The sequence below is a fragment of the Mesorhizobium sp. WSM4313 genome, from assembly GCF_002294725.1.
Lineage (GTDB): Bacteria > Pseudomonadota > Alphaproteobacteria > Rhizobiales > Rhizobiaceae > Mesorhizobium.
In genome coordinates this window covers 49,981-69,404 of sequence record NZ_NSFT01000007.1, presented here as the reverse complement: position 1 = coordinate 69,404, position 19,424 = coordinate 49,981, and the positions used below count along the sequence as shown (strand labels likewise).

The window sequence follows — 19,424 nt, the reverse complement described above, 5'->3', positions numbered from 1 at the left end:
CGGCTGCGTGGAATCGAAATGGGAAGGCGAAATCGGCGATTCAAGGCAAACCCCGCCAAAACCGGCGAAGCATCTGAAATGATTATTGCTTTTTGAGCTTCTCGAGGAAAAGCACTGCCATTCCGGCGACCAGCCCCCAAAATGCCGCGCCGACGCCAAGGAGCGTGAGTCCCGAAGCCGTCGCGGCGAAGGTGACGGTGGCCGGCATGCGTTCGGCCTCGTCCTTCAGCGCGATCGACAGCGCGTTGGCCAAGGGCGCCGTCAAGGCGAGCCCCGCGACCAGCACGATCAGGCTTTGCGGCAGGACGGCGAAGATCGCCACCAGCGAGGCGCCGAAGATCGCGAAGATGAGATAGGCGAGCGCGTAGAACGGGCCGGTCTTCCAGCGTTCGGCCGGGTCGGGATGGACATCGGGGCCGGTGCAGATTGCGGCCGAGATGGCTGCAAGATTGGTGGTCGCGGCGCCAAACGGCGCCGAGAGCAGCGAAAACAGACCGGTGACGCCGATCAGCGGACCAGGCTCCGGATGGTAGCCCGCTGCGCGCAGCACCGCGAGACCGGAAAGGTTCTGCGAGGCCATGGTGACCAGATAGAGCGGCAGGGCAAGTCCGATGATCGCCGACGCGGTGAATTGCGGCGCAATCAATGTCAACGTCGACAGTTCAGGCGCCGGCAGGCTGCCGACGCGGCCGGTGAGGAAAGCGGCGAGGCCGCCGCCGATCAGCACCACCAGCACCGACAGAGCCGGATTGAACAAGCGGATGACGAAGAAGGCGGCGATCAGCGGCAGGATCAACCAAGGGTCGGCCGGAATGGCCTTCACCGCATTGACGGCGAAGCTGACCAGGATGCCGGCCAGCATGCCGGACGCGACCGAGGCCGGGATTTTCGCGATTAGCCTGGTCAAAGGCTTGAACAGGCCGGTGGCGACCAGAAGGGCGCCGGTGACCATGAAGGCGCCGACGGCCTGCGGCATCGTAAACCCGCTGGAGGCCGCGATCAGCGCCAAGCCGGGCGTCGACCAGGCAGTGATGACCGGCATCTTGGTGCGCCAGGACAACCACAGACACTCAACGACCATGGCCAGGCAGATCGCCGTCACGCCGCTCGCGGTCTCGATCTGCGTGGCGCCGACCGCCTTGGCGGCGGCAATGACCAGGGCCAGAGTGCCGCCGAAGCCGACGATCGCCGCGACGAACGCGGATATCGGGATGGAGATGCGCATTATCCGGCCGCCCGCTTGACCATGTCGCCGACGGCCCGCTTGAGCATGTCGAGATCCTCGGGGCGGGACAGGCGATGGTCGCCGTCCGGGATCAGCGACAGCGTCACATCGTCGGCGGGCAGCATGGATGCGAGCTTCAAGGCATGGCCGGACGGCACGTCCGGGTCGGCCAGGCCCTGCAGGATGTGCACCGGGCAATGAGTGTCGATCGGCCCGGTCATCACCCGATTGGCGCGGCCGTCCTCGATCAGCGCGCGCGTGTAGATATAAGGCTCGTCCGAATAGTCGGACGGCTCGGCGAAGAAGCCTTTTTCCCTCAGATCCTGCCGCTGCGCGTCGGTCAGCACCGGCTCGATCAGCTCGACGGTGAAATCAGGCGCCGGGGCGAGCAGCACCAGGCCGGCAACCCTCGTGTCGCCCGCCTTGCGCAGTTCCTGCGCCATGCGCAACGCGATCCACGCCCCCATCGAGGAGCCGACCAATACCTGCTTGCCCTTGCTGAATCGGCGAAAGACGGCGAGGCTCTCGGCCAACCACTTCGAGATCGTGCCGTCGGCGAATTCGCCGCCCGACTCGCCATGGCCAGAATAGTCGTGGCGCAGACAGGCGTGGCCTTCGCTCGCAGCCCAGGCGGCAAGCGTCTGCGCCTTCGTGCCCTGCATGTCGGACTTGTAGCCGCCGAGCCAGACCACGCCGGGCGCCGCGCCCGGCATCTGCCTGACGGCGATGCCCGACCCGTCCACATCGATGAAAACCGGAGCGCTGGCGGCCATGAGCTTGTCCTTCCCGCCGGTCTTTTGGCACAGGCGGTGGTTCAACGAAAAGTGCTCGCGGCGTTTCTTTGCTTGGTGCAGACAATTACCAGGCAGCAGGTGATTTTGCGGCGCGGCTATGCTATTGACTCACGCCCCGCGCTTCCCACATAGGCGCGTCCACCTACTTTTGTCTAAAGAACCCAGAACGAAACGGCCGAGGAGACCACGACCATTCGCAGACCTTTCAAAGCAGCGGCACCCACCAAGGACGGGCCGCGCTCCAACCGAGACATCCGGGTGCCCCGGGTCCAGCTTATCGACGCCGACGGCCAGAACCGAGGCGATGTTTCCATCAACGACGCGTTGCTGCTGGCCGAAGAGGCCGGGCTCGATCTCGTCGAGATTTCGCCCAATGCGGTGCCGCCCGTCGTCAAGATCCTCGATCTCGGCAAGCTGAAATACGCCAACCAGAAGAAGGCGGCCGAAGCGCGCAAGAACCAGAAGGTCATCGAGATCAAGGAGATCAAGATGCGCCCGAACATCGACAGCCATGACTACGAGACCAAGATGAAGGCCGTGCGGCGCTTCTTCGAGGAAGGCGACAAGGTCAAGCTGACGCTGCGCTTCCGCGGCCGCGAGATGGCGCATATGGAACTCGGCATGCAGCTTCTGAACAAGGTGCGCGAGGAAGTTGCGACGATCGCCAAGGTCGAGGCGGAGCCGAAGCTCGAAGGCCGCCAGATGATGATGGTTCTGGCGCCGCGCTGACCAGGGATGGCGCGGCCGCCAAAGCGTCGCGTCCATCACGGTTTCGAGAGTTGCCGGGCTCTTTGTATCCCGCTCTAAAATCCGCCCGAATTGCCGGGCACGGCGTCCCGACGATCGGCGGGGCGCCTGTTTTCAGCCCGATCGCCAGCCACCTCGACGATCCCTTCGCGATCGCGAGCAATCGACGATCGGCTTTTGCCGATCGCGAACCAATCGACGATCGGATGGGTCATGGTCGATGAAGTGAAGGTCTCAGCCGACAACCAGACTGAGGGGTTGGGCGGCTACCAGCACATGCGCCGGATCGTGCTGGCGGTGCTGATCGTGGTGCTGTTCTGCGCGCTTCTGTTCGGCCAGTCTTCCTTTCCCCCGGACACGTCCGTGCACGAGTCGATCGAGATGTTCGGCGTGCTTTTGATCTTTCTCGGCATTGTCGGGCGGCTGTGGTCGACGCTTTATATCGGCGGGCGCAAATCGGCCGAGGTGGTCACCGGCGGACCCTATTCGATCACCCGCAACCCGCTCTATTTGTTTTCGACCCTTGCTGCCGCCGGGGTCGGGGCGCAGATCGGCTCGTTCAGCGGCATCATCCTGTTCTCGCTGCTCTGCGCCGGCGCCTTCCACATCGTCATCCTGCGCGAGGAGCGTTATCTGAAGGAACTGCTCGGCGCGCCCTACCAGGCGTATCTGGCCAAAGTGCCGCGGTTCTTCCCGAACCTTGCGCTCTACCAGGAAGGCGATACCGGCAGCTACAGGCCGCGCCTGCTCTTGAACACGCTGCTCGACGGCCTGGTTTTCCTGGTGGCGCTGCCCGCCTTTGAGCTGATCGACGGCATGCAGCAGTCGGGGATGCTGCCGGTGTGGTTCACGTTGCCTTAGGAACGGTGATCTTCAGGTCAGGCCGGCCTGCAAATGGCGGCTTCCTGCGCTTCCGGTGCTCACGTACTTTAAGTACGCTCCGCTCCGGTTCTCGGAAGCCACCATTTTCGACTCGGCCTGACCTGAATCTCAACCACCCTACCCAGCGGGACAGCGCGTCGCACGGCGAGGTGTTGCACGCCGGCCATCTTTGATCTATAGGACCGCCGTTCCAAGAAAACCGCCCGGCAGGGCATGCCGTGGCGGTTTCATTTGCTTTTCGGGCTTTGGTCGGCCCGAAGCGAGACAAGAAGCGCGATGGTGCGCCACCAATACGGAGTAGCAAAATGCCCAAGATGAAGACCAAATCGGCCGCCAAGAAGCGGTTCAAGATTACTGCCACCGGCAAGGTGCTGTCGGCTGCCGCCGGCAAGCGCCACGGCATGATCAAGCGTTCCAACAAGTTCATTCGCGATGCCCGCGGCACGATGGTTCTGGCTGAACCGGACGGCAAGAAGGTCATCAAGAATTTTCTGCCGAACGGCCTCTAATCCCTCGGCTTGGAACCACTTTTGTTTTTACGCAATTCCGAACGGAAAACCGCTGAACACTTTTCCTGGAATTGCTTTTAAGGAGATCATGACATGGCACGCGTAAAGAGAGGCGTCACCGCCCACGCCAAGCACAAGAAGGTTTTGAAGGCCGCCAAGGGTTTCTACGGCCGCCGCAAGAACACCATCCGCATCGCCAAGCAGGCGGTGGAGAAGTCGCTGCAATACGCCTACCGCGACCGCAAGAATCGCAAGCGCTCGTTCCGCGCGCTGTGGATCCAGCGCATCAACGCCGCGACCCACGAGCATGGCCTGACCTATGGCCGCTTCATCGACGGCCTCAACAAGGCCGGCATCGAGATCGACCGCAAGGTCCTTTCGGACATGGCCATCCACGAGCCGCAGGCTTTCGCCGCGCTGGTCGCCAAGGCCAAGGTCGCGCTCGAATATTTGAAGAACACCACGCCGAATGCTTTTGAGAGCGCTGTCGCCTAAGCCAGCGCTTCCCAAGCATACGCAATTCTGATTTGGGGAACCCGCGCTGGCACGGCTGGCGCGGGTTTTTCTTATGCCTGATGTAACCAAAATGGCGACGACGAAACCGAAATGGTGACAGTCGCCCGACCGAGAGAGCTTCGCCGTGAACGCCACTGCTGGAAATCTTGAAGCCCTGGAAGGCTCGTTGCTCGCCGAAATCGCGGCGGCGGCGGACGAGGCCGCGATCGAGGCGGTGCGCGTCTCGGCGCTGGGCAAGAAGGGTTCCGTCTCCGAAATGCTGAAGACGCTGGGCGCAATGAGCGCCGAGGAGCGCCAGGTGAAGGGGCCGGCGATCAACGGCCTGAAGAACCGCGTCACCGAAGCGCTCACCCAGCGCAAGGCGGAACTGAAGGATGTGGCGATCGCGGCCCGGCTCGCGGCTGAGAAGGTCGACGTCACGCTCCCCGTTCGCCAATCGCCTGCCGAGCGCGGCCGCATTCATCCGATCAGCCAGGTGATCGACGAGATCGCGGCGATCTTCGGCGATCTCGGCTTCGCCATCGCCGAAGGCCCCGATATCGAGACCGACTATTACAATTTCACCGCGCTGAATTTTCCCGAGGGACATCCGGCGCGCGAGATGCACGACACCTTCTTCTTCCAGCCGGACGAGAGGGGTGAGCGCAAGCTGTTGCGCACCCACACCTCGCCCGTGCAGATCCGCACCATGGAGAAGCAGAAGCCGCCGATCCGCATCGTCATCCCCGGCAAGACCTACCGGCAGGATTCCGACGCCACGCACTCGCCGATGTTCCATCAGGTCGAGGGGTTGGTGGTCGACAAATCAGCCAACGTCGCCAACATGAAGTGGGTGCTGGAGGAGTTCTGCAAGGCCTTCTTCGAGGTGCCGTCGGTCAAGATGCGCTTCCGTCCGTCCTTCTTTCCGTTCACCGAGCCCAGTCTTGAGGTCGACATCCAGTGCGACCGCTCGCGTCCCGGCGAAGTGCGCTTCGGCGAAGGCTCCGACTGGATGGAGATACTGGGCTGCGGCATGGTGCATCCCAACGTGCTGCGCGCCGGCGGGCTCGATCCCGACGAATATCAGGGCTTTGCCTGGGGCATGGGCATCGACCGCATCGCCATGCTGAAATACGGCATGCCGGACCTGCGCGCCTTCTTCGACGCCGACGTGCGCTGGCTGTCGCATTACGGCTTCCGGCCGCTCGACCTGCCGACGCTGTTCGGGGGGCTGTCGACATGACCGCACCCCACACCGGGGGCTGTCGCTGCGGCGCGGTGCGGTTCGAGGCCTCGGCCGAGCCGCACCACATCAGCTATTGCCATTGCGGCGATTGCCGGCGCGCCAGCGGCGCGCCGGTGTCGGCCTTTGTCGGCTTCATGGCCGATCAGGTCGCGCTCAACGGCAAATCGCTGAAGAGCTATCGCAACGGCCCGGTGGAGCGCACGTTCTGCGGCATCTGCGGCTCGCCGATCGCCTATCTCGATCAGCGGCTCGACAACCAGATCTATTTCATGCTCGGCGCCATGGACATGCCGGCCTATTTCAGGCCGACGCTGCATGCCTATGTGCGCGAGCAACTGCCCTTCCTGCACATGCCGGACGATCTGCCCAGACATCTGAAGACCAGCGTATCCCGGCCCGAAGAACAAAGACCCGACGGAACACAGTCATGAAATTCACCCTCTCCTGGCTCAAGGACCATCTCGAGACCGACGCTTCGCTTACCGAGATCGTCGAGCGGCTGACGGCGATCGGTCTCGAAGTCGAGCATGTCGACGACAAGGCCGGCCTGAAGCCCTTCGTCATCGCGAAAGTGCTAACCGCTGTGCAGCATCCCGATGCCGACCGGCTGCGCGTGCTGACCGTCGACACCGGCGACGGCAACGCGCCGGTTCAGGTGGTATGCGGGGCGCCCAATGCCCGCGCGGGCATGATCGGCGCCTTCGCCGCGCCCGGCACCTACATTCCCGGCATCGACGTGACGCTCTCGGTCGGCAAGATCCGCGGCGTCGAAAGCCACGGCATGATGTGCTCGGAACGCGAGCTGGAAATCTCCGACGAGCACAACGGCATCATCGATTTGCCTGAGGATGCGCCGGTCGGCACCAGCTTCGCCGTCTACGCGCATCTCGACGATCCGGTCATCGAAATCAACCTGACGCCTAACCGTCCGGATGCGACCAGCGTCTACGGCATCGCGCGCGACCTCGCGGCGAGCGGGCTTGGCCGGCTCACCGGCGGCGGGATCATGCCGCATGCGGGCGAAGGCCTGTGCCCGGTCAAGGTGAAAATCGAGGCGCCGGAACTCTGCCCCGGCTTCGCGCTGGCGCTGGTGAAGGGCGTCAAGAACGGCCCGTCGCCGAAATGGCTGCAGCAGCGGCTGATCGCCATCGGGCTCAGGCCGATCAGCGCGCTGGTCGACATCACCAACTATGTCACCTTTGACCGCGGGCGGCCTCTGCATGTCTTCGATGCCGCGAAGGTCGCCGGCAATCTCGTGGTGCGCCGCGCCAAGGACGGCGAGAAGGTGCTGGCGCTGGACGGCCGCGAATACACGCTGACGCCGGAGATGTGCGTGATCGCCGACGACAATGGCGTGGAATCGATCGCCGGCATCATGGGCGGCGAGCATTCGGGCTGCGACGAGAACACCACCGACGTGCTGATCGAATCGGCGCTCTGGGATCCGATCGCCACGGCCCGCACTGGCCGCGCGCTCGGCATCATCACCGACTCGCGCTACCGCTTCGAGCGCGGCGTCGATCCCGAATTCATGGTGCCGGGCGTCGAGCTGGCGATCAAGCTGGTGCTCGATTTCTGCGGCGGCACGCCTTCTGAAATCGAGGTTGCCGGCTATGCCGGCCACAAGCCGAAGATCGTCTCCTTCCCTCTGTCGGAAGTGAAACGGCTGACCGGCATCGAGGTGCCGAGAGAGGAAGCCCTTGGCATCCTGACCCGGCTCGGCTTCGAGCCGAAAGGATTGAGCGACGTCGTCAAGGTGGAGGTGCCGTCCTGGCGGCCGGATGTCGACGGCAAGGCCGACCTGGTCGAGGAGGTGATGCGCATCCATGGCGTCGACAACATCTTGGCCCAGCCGCTTACCTCGCATGACGCGGTCAACGGCAAGATCCTGACCACGCTGCAGGTGCGCACCCGCGCCGCCAAGCGCGCGCTCGCCGTGCGCGGCATGATGGAGGCCGTCACCTGGTCGTTCATCCCCGCCAGGCATGCAGAGCTGTTCGGCGGCGGCCAGACGGCGCTCAAGCTCGCCAACCCGATCGCCGCAGACATGTCCGACATGCGGCCGTCGCTGCTGCCGGGGCTGATCGCGGCCGCGCAGCGCAATGCCGACAAGGGCATCGGCGATGTGGCGCTGTTCGAGGTTTCGGGCACCTATGAAGGCGATGGCGCCGACCAACAGCGGCGCGTCGCCGCCGGCGTGCGGCGCGGCACGGCCAAGCTCGACGGCTCGGGCCGCAGCTGGTCCGGCAATGCCGGGCCGGTGGGCGTGTTCGACGCCAAGGCGGACGCGATCGCGGCGCTCGAGGCCTGCGGCGCGCCGGTCGACCGGCTGCAGATCGAGCCCGGCGGCCCGGCTTGGTATCACCCGGGACGCTCCGGCACCATCAAGCTCGGGCCAAAGACGGTGCTCGGCACGTTCGGCGAGTTCCATCCGAGGACGCTGGGCGGCCTGGACGCGTCAGGTCCGATCTGCGGCTTCGAGGTTTTCGTCGACGCCGTGCCGGAGCCGAAGGCCAAGCCGACGCGCACCAAGCCGAAGCTGGAGCTGTCGCCGTTCCAGGCGGTGAAGCGCGACTTCGCCTTCGTCGTCGACAAGACGGTCGAGGCCGGCACGCTGGTGCGGGCAGCTTTGGCGGCCGACAAGAAGCTGGTCACCGGCGTTTCGGTGTTCGACGTCTTCGAAGGCGCCTCGCTGGGGGCGGCCAAGAAGTCGATCGCCATCGAGGTGTCGATCCAGCCTGTTGAAAAGACGTTGACCGACGAGGATTTCGAGGCGCTCGCAAGACGCATCGTCGAGAACGTCAACAAGCAGACGGGCGGCGTTCTGAGGGCGTAGTTTGGGATTGCCGGAGCGTGGCGAATCGCTCTCCAAAGGGCGATGCACCATCTCGGCTATTCCGGCCTCCCCTTCGAGGAACAGCGCGCGGCCTTCCTGGCCATCATCGCGGCCGATCCGCTGCTGGATGAAACGCTGGCGCGTGTGCGCGAGCTTGCGCTTCCCGACTGGCTGGTGGTTTCCGGCGCGCTCTACAACAGCGTCTGGAATCACCTGACCGGCAAGCCGCCGGGCTACGGCATCAAGGATGTCGACCTGTTCTATTTCGACGACGCCGACTTGTCCTACGAGGCCGAGGATGCGGTGATCCGCCGGGCGGTAGAGCATTTCGCGGGGATGGCGCTGCCGGTCGAGGTGCGCAACCAGGCGCGGGTGCATTTGTGGTATCCGGTGAAGTTCGGGCAGGAATGCCCGCGCTATGCAAGCGCGAGCGAGTCGGTGAGCTATTTCGCGTCGAAGACGCATGCGGTCGGGGTGCGGTACGGCGCCGACGGAGCGCTGGAATTGGTGGCGCCGTTCGGCCTCGACGATCTTTTTTCGTTTCGCATCACGCCGAACCGGGTGCTGGACAATCAGCGGACGCACGAGGCGAAGGGGAGAAGGGCGCGGGAGTATTGGCCGGAGGTTAGTGTGGTGCCTTGGTAGGGGCAGTCCCCCGACGCGCTCAATTGGACAAAGAGCCCTCTGTCGGCGGGACAGCACCCCCCTCTGTCCTGCCGGACATCTCCCCCGCAAGGGGGGAGATTGGCAGTTCGGGCGCCGGCGCTTTACCTGCAGCGCTGATAATTGGCGAAAGCGGCAGCGACATCTGATCTCCCCCCTTGCGGGGGAGATGGCCGGCAGGCCAGAGGGGGGTGCCTCGCGCCGACGTCTCAATAAAAAGGGCGCCGAAGCGCCCTCCCATTTGAGCATGTTTCGCACTCACCCATTAACCAGTGCCAGCAGCTCCTCCGTATAGCGCTTGCCGACAACCTTATCCGGCGACAATGCATCGCCGATCGCCGCCACTTCTGCCACGCTCAGCTCGATATTCGCCGCTGCCGTGTTCTCCTCAAGGTGGCGTATCTTCCTTGCGCCGGGGATCGGGACGATGAAATCGCCCTGGTGCAGCACCCAGGCGAGCGCCAGCTGCGCCGCTGTCACGCCCTTCTGCGCCGCCATCTTCTCCAGCACTGCGATGACCGCGTTGTTGGCTTCCATCGCCTCGGCCTGGAAGCGCGGCAGAGTGAGGCGCCAGTCGCCGGCGCCGAGCGCGTCCGGCTTGGCGATCGCGCCGGTGAGCAGGCCGCGGCCGAGCGGGCTGTAGGGGACGAAGCCGATGCCGAGCTCGCGGCAGACGTCGAACACCTCATCCTCGGGATCGCGGCTCCACAGCGAATATTCGCTCTGCACCGCGGCGATCGGGTGCACGGCATGCGCCCGGCGCAGCGTCGTGCCGCTCACCTCCGACAGGCCGAGCGCCCGGACCTTGCCTTCGCGCACCAAATCCGCCATGGCGCCGACCGTGTCCTCGATCGGCACGTTCGGATCGACGCGGTGTTGGTAATAGAGGTCGATCACGTCGGTATTGAGCCGCTTCAATGAGGCCTCGGCCACCGCCTTGACGTGCTCGGGGCGGCTGTCGACGCCGACCATCCGGTCGGTGCCCTCGCCGTGCTCGGAAATCTTGAAGCCGAATTTGGTGGCGATCGTCACCTTGTCGCGTACCGGCTTCAGCGCCTTGCCGAGCAGGATCTCGTTCTCGTATGGACCATAGACTTCGGCCGTATCGAAGAAGGTCACGCCGATCTCGACGGCGCGGCGCAGCGTGGCGATCGCTTCCGCCTCCGGCTGGCCGCCATAGCCGAAGCTCATGCCCATGCAGCCGAGGCCGACGGGGAAGACTTCGAGTTCAGTTCCAAGTTTGCGGGTTTTCATGGCGCATCTCCTTGTTGCGATGGGGGAGAGATAGCGCCTCGCGATGCGTTCGATAATTCTTTCTCCTTTGTACGGGTTGCTCTATAAAATAGAACGATGAATCGGACGAACCTCTCGCAACTCGCCGTGCTGGCCGCGGTCGCCCAATGCGCCAGCTTCCGCGGCGCCGCCCGCGAGCTCGGCATCGCGCCGTCGGCGGTGAGCCATGCGGTGTCGAGCCTGGAAGCACGGCTCGGCGTGCGGCTGCTGGCGCGCAGCACGCGCAGCGTCGCGCCGACCGAGGAAGGCGCGCAGCTTCTGGAACGGCTGCGGCCGGCCCTGTCCGAGATCGATCTCGCGCTGGAAACGGCGGTCGAGGCGCGCGACCGGCCGGCCGGCAATCTCAGGCTCAGCGTGCCGCGCACCGCCGCGCATCTGGTGCTGACGCCACGGCTCGGCGCCTTTGCCACCGCCTATCCCGACATCGTGCTGGAGATCGTCATCGAGGATCGCTTCACCGATGTCGTCGAGGGCGGCTTCGACGCCGGCGTCAGGCTCGGCGAAAGCCTGCAGCGTGACATGATCGCGGTGCGGATCGGGCCTGACATCCGCGGCGCGGTGGTCGCAGCGCCGTCCTATTTCGCTTCCATGCCCAAGCCCGACCATCCGCGCGATCTCGCAGGCCATCGCTGCATCCGCTTCCGTTTTTCCAGCGGCATTCTCTATCGCTGGGAGTTCGAGAAGGACGGCGAGGAAATCGAGATCGCGGTGGAAGGACCGCTGATCCTCGACGAGGACCATCTTATCGCCCAGGCGGCAGTCGACGGCGCCGGGCTTGCCTTCGTCTTCGAGGATTATGTCAAGGCGCCGCTCGCCGATGGCAGGCTGATCCGCGTGCTCGAGGACTGGTGCCCGTCCTTCGACGGCTTCTTCGTCTATTATCCGAGCCGCCGGCAAATGCGCCCGGCGCTCAGGGCATTCGTGGATTTCTTCAAGGTGAGCGGATAGCACCCTAAGTGGGCAGGGTAAATCGCATATGGCAGCGCCAGCCCCCCACTCCGGCCGCTACGCGTTTACCTCTCACCCATATTCATGGCGGAGAGGAAAGCCAGGCTTTTCAAGGCCGCAATCTCGGCGGTTGGCGTTTCCTCCCTCCAGAATGTGGCTACGCTATGCACACATCTTCTGTGACTGGCGCGACTGCAGGCCAAGGCTTGATTGCCACGTTGTTCCCCCAATCCGTCGCTGCTTCGCCGCGCCACCTTTCCCCCTCTGGAGGGAAAGGAAAGGAGCGTTGCTGGACGGGCGTTGACGGCAAAAAGCTTGGCGCCTTTCCTCTACCCCGTCGATCGGGGGAGAGGTGGCTCGGCGAAGCCGAGACGGAGTGGGGGTCGACCAGCGCTACATAAGACAATGCATGCGCCAAGCACCAATCAAACGGCCGGTAGCGCAAACAACCGGCCGCCGGCGGGCACGACGTCATCGATGCCGGCAAGCCGCAGGCAGTGCCAGGCCATGGCGTGGTTGGAGGAGGTGACGGGAATGCCGATCCGCCGCTCCAGCTCGGCGACCGCTTCCGCCACGCGCAGGCTGGTGCAGGAGATGAAGATCGCTTCCACCCCCGGCACGGCGGCCATCGTCTCGGCCGCCGCCTCGATCGAGGCAAGCGAGATGCGAGCCGCCTCGCGGTCGTCGCGCCGGTCGAAAGTGGCGACGGCTGATATGTCGAGGCCGCGGCCGGTGAAATAGCGGACCAGGCCCTGGTTGATCTCGGGTGCATAAGGGGTCAGCAGGCCGATGCCCCTGGCGCCGAGTGCCTTGAAGGCGGCCAAAGCGCCGGTGACTGGGGTGGTGCAGGCGACGCCCGGCCGCGCCTTGCGGATCTCGGCGAAGACGGCTTCCTCGCCGAGCGTCATGGTGGCCGAGGTGCAGCCGAAGCCGACGACGTCGAGCGGGATGCTGGGCAGGATCAGATCGACGGTCGGCGCGATGCGCGGGCCGATGGCGCGCAAAGTGTCGGGCGTGATGTCGTTGTCGTTGAACAGGCGCGCCTCGTAGAAGGCGACGCCCGGAATGCGGATCAGCGCGCGGAACTCGTGCTCCAGCGTCTGGTCGGTGGCAAGGATCGCCAAGCCGATCGCCGCGCGCGAGGCGAGGCCGCCGTCGATCTCCGACGGAAGGACGCCCAAATCGATCGGCCCTGGCGATTGCGGGCGGGTAGCGGCCGCGCTGACAGACATGGCATTCCCTTTCCTGCTCGATCCCCTCCGGGATCATGCTCTCAGTTCAAAATTCCGTCCATCGAGATCGCCGGTTTGCGGCCGGCGATCAGGTCGGCAGTGATGCGGGCCGAGCCATGCGACATGGTCCAGCCGATATGGCCGTGCCCGGTGTTGAGATAGAGATTGCTGAGACGGCGCCGGCCGAATTCGGGCAGATTGTTGGGCGTCATCGGCCTGAGGCCCGCCCACATCTCGGCGCGGTCGTAGTCGGCACCTTCGGGATAGAGCTCCTCGGTCACCCCTTTCATGAAGGCGAAATCGGCCGGTTTGTGGCTGGTATCGTAACCGGCGAACTCGGCCGTAGCAGTGACGCGCAGCCGGTCGCCGAAGCGCGACACGGCGACCAGATTGTGCTCGTCGATCGCGGCGATGGTCGGCGGCGCCGGACGGTTGCCGATCGGAATGGTCAGCGAATAGCCCTTGATCGGATAGATCGGCAGGCTGATGCCGACGGTGCTCGCGATCAGCGGGCTGTAGGAGCCGAGCGCCAGCACATAGGCGTCGCCCTTGACGCTTCCCTTGTCGGTCAGCACCTGAGCGACATCGTCGCCGGACGTCTCGATGCCGGTGATGGTCGTGCCGGTGCGGATCTCGCCGCCGCGCGCGACCACTTTTGCCGCCAGCGCGCGGGTGAATTTCGCCGGATCGCCGGTCTCGTCGGTCGGACAATGGATGCCGCCGGCGATTTTTTCCTTGGTGGAAGCCAGCGCCGGATCGAGGGCGACGATGGCGTCGCGGTCGAGCACCTTGATCAGCTGGCCGTCGGATTCCAGCAGCTTCATATGCTCGACGCCTTTGTCGAGCGCCTGCTGGCTGCGATAGAAATAGAGGATGCCGCGATCGTTGCGGTCGTATTCGATCGCCTCGTCGGCGACGACCTCGTGCAGGACGGATTGCGAATAGACGGCCAGCCGATGCTTGAGCAGCGTGTTGCGCCTGGCCTTCCCGGCCGTGCATTCCATCAGGAACAGCCATGACCAGCTGTAGAGCCGCGGATCGGCCGAAAGCTTGAAGCGCAGCGCCTGGTCTTTCAGCACCAGCGATTTTAAGAGGATCATCGGCGCCTTGGGCGACGACCAGACGAAGGAATGCCCCGGCGCGATCATGCCGGCATTGCCCCAGCTGGTCTCGGCGGCGACCTGAGGCTGGCGCTCGAGGATGACGACCTCGTGCCCGTCCTTCTGCAGCTGATAGGCCGTGGTGACACCGACCACGCCGCCACCCAACACGACCACGCGCATGGCGCCTCCGGAGATCGCAAGTCGGCTCACTGTAAGGTGTAGGCTGCAGCCTGCAATGGCACACATGGAGAGATGTCGGCGGGACAGCGCGCCTCGTAGTCAGGGCGATTGCAAATGGCGCTTCGTCATTCTAGGGCGGAGCAAGGAGCGAAGCGACGCGCGTAGACCCTAGAATCCATGCCGTGACATTGACCATAGAATGCAACGGTCCAGAATAGCGGTGGTAATGGCGCCAGATAGGTCGCGACATGACAGGTTACGTCTACATGACCGCAAGCCAGAAGGGCGGCACGATCTATATCGGTGTCAGCAATGACCTTGCGCGTCGCATGCCCGAGCACAAGAATGGCCAAGGTTCCAGCTTCACCAGCCGTTACGGTGTGCAGCGTCTCGTCTGGTACGAGGAATATTTCGACATCGCTGATGCCATCCAGCGTGAGACGTCATTAAAACGCCGGCCTCGCCGATGGAAGGTCGAGCTGATAGAGAATGCCAACCCGGAATGGTTCGAGCTCTTCCGCGGGATTGGCTGGTGAACCGTTCTGCACCGTGGCGGCGCTCAGGCGTCACGGCATGGATTCTAGGGTCTTCGCGCGTCGCTTCGCTCCTTGCTCCGCCCTAGAATGACGAAGGACAAGGGCTGGCAGGCCAGAGGGGGCGTGAAGGATTACCACGATGACGTGGTATCTACGAGTTCTCAGGTCTGCAACGCCTGCTCCAGATCCGCGATCAGATCATCCCCATCCTCGATCCCACACGACAGCCGCACCAGTGAATCCGTTATCCCGATCGCCCCGCGCTTTTCCGCCGGAATCGAGCCGTGGGTCATCAGCGCCGGGTGCTCGATCAGGCTTTCGACGCCGCCGAGGCTCTCGGCCAAAGTGAAGAGCTGCGTGCGTTCGAGGAAGCGTTTTGTTCCCGCCAGGTCGCGGTCGAGATCGACCGAGATCATGCCGCCGAAGGCGTGCATCTGCTGGACGGCGATGGAATGCTGCGGGTGGCTGGCGAGGCCGGGATAGATGACCCGGCAGACATCTTTTCGCGTTTCCAGCCATTGCGCTATTTTCAGGCCGTTGGCCGAATGACGCTCCATCCTGAGCGCCAGGGTTTTTATACCGCGCAGCGCCAGAAAACTGTCGAACGGGCCGGAAATGGCGCCGACGGCGTTCTGCAGGAATTTCAGCTGGGCGGCGAGGTCCTTGTTGTCGCCGACGACCGCCACGCCGCCGACCATGTCGGAATGGCCGTTGAGATATTTCGTCGTCGAATGCACGACGATGTCGATGCCGAGCTCCAGCGGGCGCTGGATATAGGGGCTGCAGAAGGTGTTGTCGGCGACGGTGAGCAGCCCCTTGCGTTTGGCCAGGGCGGTCACCGCTTCGAGATCGACGATGCGCAGCAGCGGGTTGGTCGGCGTCTCGACCCAGAGCAGTTTTGTTTCCGGGCGGATGGCGGCTTCGACGGCGGCCAAGTCGGTGAAGTCGGCAAAGCTCACCTGCAGACCTGCCGAGCGCTTGCGCACCCGCTCCATCAGGCGGAACGAGCCGCCATAGATGTCGTCGGTGGCGACGATATGGGCGCCGGAATCGAGCAGCTCGAGCACCGTGCCGATCGCCGCCAGGCCGGAGGCGAAGGCGAAAGCCGCCGAGCCGCTTTCGAGGTCCGCGACCGCGCGCTCGAAGGCGAAGCGCGTCGGGTTCTGGCTGCGGGCGTACTCAAAACCCTTGTGCACGCCGGGCGACTGCTGGCCATAGGTGGAGGTGGCATAGATCGGCACCATCACGGCGCCGGTCAGCGGGTCGTGGCTCTGGCCGCCATGGATGGTGCGGGTGGAAAAGGCCAGGCGGTTCTTGCCGTTCGAAGTCATTTGGCGCGGCGCCTCAGATGGTTGATCAGGTCGATACGAGTTATCAGGCCGATGAACTCTTCGCCATCGAAGATGATGGCGACCTCGTTGCGGTCGAAGACAGGCAGCAGCGCATCCAGCGTCTGATTGGCCTGCAGCGTGTGCAGGTTGGAGGTCATTGCCGTGCGCACCGGCGCGTTGAAACGGTCCCAGCGGCCGTCATAGGGTCCATCGACCTTGGCTAAAATATCGCTCTCGTCGACGATGCCGACCAGCCTGCCTTCGTCCAGCACCGGCAGCTGCGAAACGTCGGAGCGGCGCATGCGGCCATAGGCGTTGAGCAGGGTTTCGTCCGGGCCGACGGTCACGATGTCGCCGGTGCGGGGCGAGCGCATGACCAGGTCGCGCAAATCGCCATGCTGTTCCTGGTCGGCAAGGCCCTGCTCGGCCAGCCAGATATCGTCGAAGACTTTCGACAGATATTTGTTGCCGCTGTCGCAGACCAAGGTGACGACGCGTTTTGGCGTCGTCTGCTCGCGACAGTAGCGAAGCGCCGCCGACAGCAGCGTGCCCGAGGACGAGCCGGCCAGGATGCCTTCCCTGGACAACAGATCGCGCACCGCCAGCATGCTCTGCTTGTCGGGAATGGAATAGGCCTTTTTCACCAGCGAGAGATCGGCATTGGGCGGCACGAAATCCTCGCCGATGCCTTCGACCGTCCAGCTGCCGGCCTCCTCCATCTTGCCGGTCTTGATCAGCGGCGCCAGCACCGAGCCGACCGGATCGGCGAGCACCATCTCGGTCTTGGGCGAATGTTTCGCGAAAAAGCGGCCGAGGCCGGTGAGCGTGCCGCCGGAGCCGACGCCGACCACCGCGGCATCGACATCGCCTTCGAGCTGCGAAAAGATCTCCGGTCCGGTCGTCGTCTCATGCGCGAGTGGGTTCGCCGGGTTGGCAAACTGGTTGGCATAGAAGGCGCCGGGCAGCTCTGCGGCGATCTTCTCGGCCATGTCCTGGTAATATTCGGAATGGCCCTTGCCGACATCGGATCGCGTCATGCGCACCTCGGCGCCCAAAGCGCGCAGATGCTGGATCTTCTCGCGCGACATCTTGTCGGGCACGACGAGGATGATGCGGTAGCCTTTCGGGATGCCGACCTGGGCGAGGCCGAGGCCGGTATTGCCGGCGGTGGCCTCGACGATGGTTCCGCCGCGCTTCAGCCGCCCCTCCTTCTCCGCCGCCGCGATCATCGACAGCGCGATGCGGTCCTTGATCGAGCCGCCCGGATTCTGGCTTTCAAGCTTGATAAACAGGCGGCACTTGCCGGTGTCGAATTTGGTCAGCTCGACGACCGGCGTCTGGCCGATCAGGTCAAGCACCGAAGCGTAAGGCGGACGCAATCTCGACAGGTTGATGTGCGCGCCCTTCGGCGCCGCTTTTGTCTGCTCGCTCATCTTCATTGCTCCATAGAAGCAGTTCGAGGCGGATGTCGGCAATCTCGCGCGGGAAGCCGCGGGAATCCATTCCGGGTTTGCGGATCGCGCGCCCTGTCTTTTCCAGCCCTTTTCATCAGGAAAGAAGATAGAACGTGCCAATCCGGCGGCGAGTGGAGGAATGGAATTCTAGCGGGTTGCTTCGCAGTCTCTCATTGTTGAAGCCAGCGCGAGGCACCCCCCTCTGTCCTGCCGGACATCTCCCGCGCAAGGGGGGAGATTGACAGTTCCGTCGCCGGCGCTTCCCCTTCGACGTTGGCGATTGGCGAAAGCGGTGATGAAGTCCGATCTCCCCCCTTGCGGGGGAGATGCCCGGCAGGCAGAGGGGGGTGCTGTCCCTCCAGCATGTCAGAATTCCTGTTGCCAGCGAGAAGCCATGCTATCCCAACAACTGCTTGCCCAGCTTCGCGCATTGCACGCGGATGTCGGGAATGGCGTCGATCTCGAAGAAGGTGCCGCGCGTCAGCGGTCCGACGGCGAGCAGCTTCGACGACACCGTGCCGTCGGCCGCGATCAGCTCGCATTTCGCCGTGACATCGAGGCCGAGGCGCAGCGGATCGGGACGCGCCAGGCCGCGCTCGACCAGCGAACGCACGACACCGTTCGACGTCCGCGATATGTCGCGGGCGATGCCCATGCAATCATAGAGGCGGGCGACCTCCAGGGTCTCGATGTCCTGCGTGCCGCGCGGCTGGATCTTCACCACGAAGCCGCCGTTCGGTTCTATGGCCACCACCCTGCCGGCGACGAGACGGATGCGACCTGAGGCGACCGCATCGGTGACGCGCGCATAGACTTCCGGCGCCATGCGGTGGCGGTGGATATCCCACCAGGCCTTGGTGTGCTCGACGAAGCGGCGCTTGGCCGAGGACGGCCAATTCTGCCAGATCGTCTGGTTGAAGGGTCTGAGACCATCGACGACGTCGCGCCAGTCGCCGCCGGCTTTCTGGGTCTCGCGGATCAGGTTGCGGAACCAGCCGACGAAATAGGAAAGCTGGGTGCCGAGCGGAATATCGGCAATATCGAGCTTGATCGGATTGCCCTTGCGGTGCGGCGACGGCAGCAGGCCGCGACGCGACACCGCAACGATCGAACCGCGATGGCCGCGCTGCTCCAGCGACAGGAAAGCGTCGACCATGCTCAGGCCGGTGCCGAGCAGCAGCACCCGGGCTTCAGGATCGAGCGCGGTGTCGGCCTCCGTCCCCATACGGACGGCGTGACCTTGGAAGGCGCCGGGCTGCTCGTCGTGACCGGTGGCCAGGACGGCGAGATGCGCCACGACGCTGGTGCCGTTAGCAAGCGCGACCTCCACGCCCGACGGCGTCGGCGCGATCGACAGGCTCTCCTCGCGGATCAGCCTGAGACGCCCGGTCTCGCGCTCGCGCTCCTCGAGGCCCTCGAGCACATCCTGCAGATAGCGGGCGTAAAGGCTGCGCGGCGCGTAGAACGGTCCCTGGTCCGGCCTCGCGAGGCCGCGTTCCAGCACCCAGCGCGCGAAATGGGTCGGGTCGTCGGCGTAAGCGCTCATGCCGGAGGCGTTGACGTTGAGCACATGCGCCGAAAGCAGCGTCGAATAGGCCATGCCCTGGCCGAAATGCGGCCGCTTCTCGATCAGCGTGACGCGCAGGTCCGGATTGGGCGACTTCAACAGGTGCGCGGCCAGCACGACGCCGCTTGCGCCGCCGCCGACAATGATGATGGAGTTGCCGCGTCCAACCATGACTGCTAGCCGAAACGTGACTCGAGCGATCAGCGCTGGGCGAGCGCCGCGGACGGCCTCAGCCGCAAGCCACGAACGATCGCCGGAACGGTTTTTTGAAGGTTGCGCATCGTTCTCTCACTCTCAATGTTGATAAGATTACTATACTAACCGTGCCGGACACGAAACCAGGGTTTCAATTCGGCCGTCTTATGAAACATGGATTTGCTCAG

At 64.4% G+C, this 19,424-nt stretch carries 19 protein-coding genes; 10 read left to right on the top strand and 9 right to left on the bottom strand.

Annotation, left to right across the window (positions count from 1 at the left end; all coding sequences use genetic code 11):
- Positions 1-82: 82 nt before the first annotated feature.
- Together CK219_RS17415 and CK219_RS17410 are read right to left on the bottom strand one after the other, a co-directional pair.
- Positions 83-1,225, bottom strand: a complete 1,143-nt coding sequence (locus CK219_RS17415; RefSeq protein WP_095767982.1) for a benzoate/H(+) symporter BenE family transporter — start codon at positions 1,223-1,225, stop codon at positions 83-85.
- The gene (locus CK219_RS17410; RefSeq protein WP_095768198.1) at positions 1,225-1,998 is read right to left on the bottom strand and encodes an alpha/beta hydrolase; all 774 of its coding nucleotides are present in this window, start codon (positions 1,996-1,998) and stop codon (positions 1,225-1,227) included. Before CK219_RS17410 ends, CK219_RS17415 begins: the two co-directional genes overlap by 1 nt.
- Before the next feature lie 213 nt (positions 1,999-2,211).
- On the opposite strand from CK219_RS17410, the gene infC reads away from it, so the two are divergent.
- Positions 2,212-2,748, top strand: a complete 537-nt coding sequence (infC, locus tag CK219_RS17405) for a translation initiation factor IF-3 (protein ID WP_095767981.1) — start codon at positions 2,212-2,214, stop codon at positions 2,746-2,748.
- Positions 2,749-2,822: 74 nt separating this feature from the next.
- Here the strand turns inward: infC and CK219_RS31715 are convergent, their stop codons facing one another.
- Entirely contained in the window at positions 2,823-2,981 is a 159-nt protein-coding gene (locus CK219_RS31715; RefSeq protein WP_176477052.1) for a hypothetical protein, read from the bottom strand.
- On the opposite strand from CK219_RS31715, the gene CK219_RS17400 reads away from it, so the two are divergent.
- From CK219_RS17400 to CK219_RS17370, 7 genes are all read left to right on the top strand, one after another.
- Entirely contained in the window at positions 2,980-3,627 is a 648-nt protein-coding gene (locus CK219_RS17400; protein WP_095767980.1) for an isoprenylcysteine carboxylmethyltransferase family protein, read from the top strand. The two genes, CK219_RS31715 and CK219_RS17400, sit on opposite strands and share 2 nt — an antisense overlap.
- A 326-nt stretch (positions 3,628-3,953) precedes the next feature.
- On the top strand, positions 3,954-4,157 hold the full coding sequence (gene rpmI / locus CK219_RS17395; protein WP_027166935.1) for a 50S ribosomal protein L35: 204 nt from the start codon (positions 3,954-3,956) through the stop codon (positions 4,155-4,157).
- A 93-nt stretch (positions 4,158-4,250) separates the two neighbouring features.
- Positions 4,251-4,652: a 50S ribosomal protein L20 gene (gene rplT, locus CK219_RS17390; RefSeq protein ID WP_042637600.1), complete on the top strand. Its 402-nt coding sequence runs from the start codon at positions 4,251-4,253 to the stop codon at positions 4,650-4,652.
- A 145-nt stretch (positions 4,653-4,797) separates the two neighbouring features.
- Positions 4,798-5,895 carry a phenylalanine--tRNA ligase subunit alpha gene (gene pheS, locus CK219_RS17385; RefSeq protein WP_095767979.1) on the top strand — a complete coding sequence of 366 codons (1,098 nt, stop codon included), beginning with the start codon at positions 4,798-4,800 and terminating at the stop codon, positions 5,893-5,895.
- Positions 5,892-6,329, top strand: coding sequence for a GFA family protein (locus CK219_RS17380; protein ID WP_095767978.1), 438 nt, complete (start codon positions 5,892-5,894; stop codon positions 6,327-6,329). Before pheS ends, CK219_RS17380 begins: the two co-directional genes overlap by 4 nt.
- Positions 6,326-8,734 (top strand): phenylalanine--tRNA ligase subunit beta, encoded by a 2,409-nt coding sequence (pheT, locus tag CK219_RS17375; protein ID WP_095767977.1) that lies wholly within the window; start codon positions 6,326-6,328, stop codon positions 8,732-8,734. Before CK219_RS17380 ends, pheT begins: the two co-directional genes overlap by 4 nt.
- 42 nt (positions 8,735-8,776) lie before the next feature.
- Positions 8,777-9,379: a nucleotidyltransferase family protein gene (locus CK219_RS17370; protein ID WP_095767976.1), complete on the top strand. Its 603-nt coding sequence runs from the start codon at positions 8,777-8,779 to the stop codon at positions 9,377-9,379.
- 276 nt (positions 9,380-9,655) lie between these two features.
- On the opposite strand, the gene CK219_RS17365 is transcribed toward CK219_RS17370, so the two are convergent.
- Positions 9,656-10,651: an aldo/keto reductase gene (locus tag CK219_RS17365; RefSeq protein ID WP_095767975.1), complete on the bottom strand. Its 996-nt coding sequence runs from the start codon at positions 10,649-10,651 to the stop codon at positions 9,656-9,658.
- A gap of 96 nt (positions 10,652-10,747) precedes the next feature.
- Between CK219_RS17365 and CK219_RS17360 the strand changes: the two genes are divergently transcribed.
- Positions 10,748-11,638, top strand: a complete 891-nt coding sequence (locus CK219_RS17360; protein ID WP_095767974.1) for a LysR family transcriptional regulator — start codon at positions 10,748-10,750, stop codon at positions 11,636-11,638.
- A gap of 425 nt (positions 11,639-12,063) precedes the next feature.
- Here CK219_RS17360 and CK219_RS17355 read toward each other — a convergent pair whose 3' ends face one another.
- Positions 12,064-12,870: an aspartate/glutamate racemase family protein gene (locus CK219_RS17355; protein WP_095767973.1), complete on the bottom strand. Its 807-nt coding sequence runs from the start codon at positions 12,868-12,870 to the stop codon at positions 12,064-12,066.
- A gap of 41 nt (positions 12,871-12,911) precedes the next feature.
- On the bottom strand, positions 12,912-14,153 hold the full coding sequence (locus CK219_RS17350) for a D-amino acid dehydrogenase (RefSeq protein WP_095767972.1): 1,242 nt from the start codon (positions 14,151-14,153) through the stop codon (positions 12,912-12,914).
- Positions 14,154-14,401: 248 nt separating this feature from the next.
- On the opposite strand from CK219_RS17350, the gene CK219_RS17345 reads away from it, so the two are divergent.
- Positions 14,402-14,689: a GIY-YIG nuclease family protein gene (locus CK219_RS17345; RefSeq protein WP_095767971.1), complete on the top strand. Its 288-nt coding sequence runs from the start codon at positions 14,402-14,404 to the stop codon at positions 14,687-14,689.
- 161 nt (positions 14,690-14,850) lie between these two features.
- Here CK219_RS17345 and CK219_RS17340 read toward each other — a convergent pair whose 3' ends face one another.
- The 3 genes from CK219_RS17340 to CK219_RS17325 all read right to left on the bottom strand — a co-directional run bounded on the left by CK219_RS17340 (position 14,851) and on the right by CK219_RS17325 (position 19,212).
- Positions 14,851-16,020: a PLP-dependent aspartate aminotransferase family protein gene (locus CK219_RS17340; RefSeq protein ID WP_095767970.1), complete on the bottom strand. Its 1,170-nt coding sequence runs from the start codon at positions 16,018-16,020 to the stop codon at positions 14,851-14,853.
- Positions 16,017-17,453: a pyridoxal-phosphate dependent enzyme gene (locus tag CK219_RS17335; protein ID WP_176477051.1), complete on the bottom strand. Its 1,437-nt coding sequence runs from the start codon at positions 17,451-17,453 to the stop codon at positions 16,017-16,019. The genes CK219_RS17340 and CK219_RS17335 overlap by 4 nt, the downstream gene beginning before the upstream one ends.
- Before the next feature lie 418 nt (positions 17,454-17,871).
- Positions 17,872-19,212 carry an FAD/NAD(P)-binding protein gene (locus tag CK219_RS17325; protein ID WP_095767967.1) on the bottom strand — a complete coding sequence of 447 codons (1,341 nt, stop codon included), beginning with the start codon at positions 19,210-19,212 and terminating at the stop codon, positions 17,872-17,874.
- Positions 19,213-19,424 lie beyond the last annotated feature (212 nt).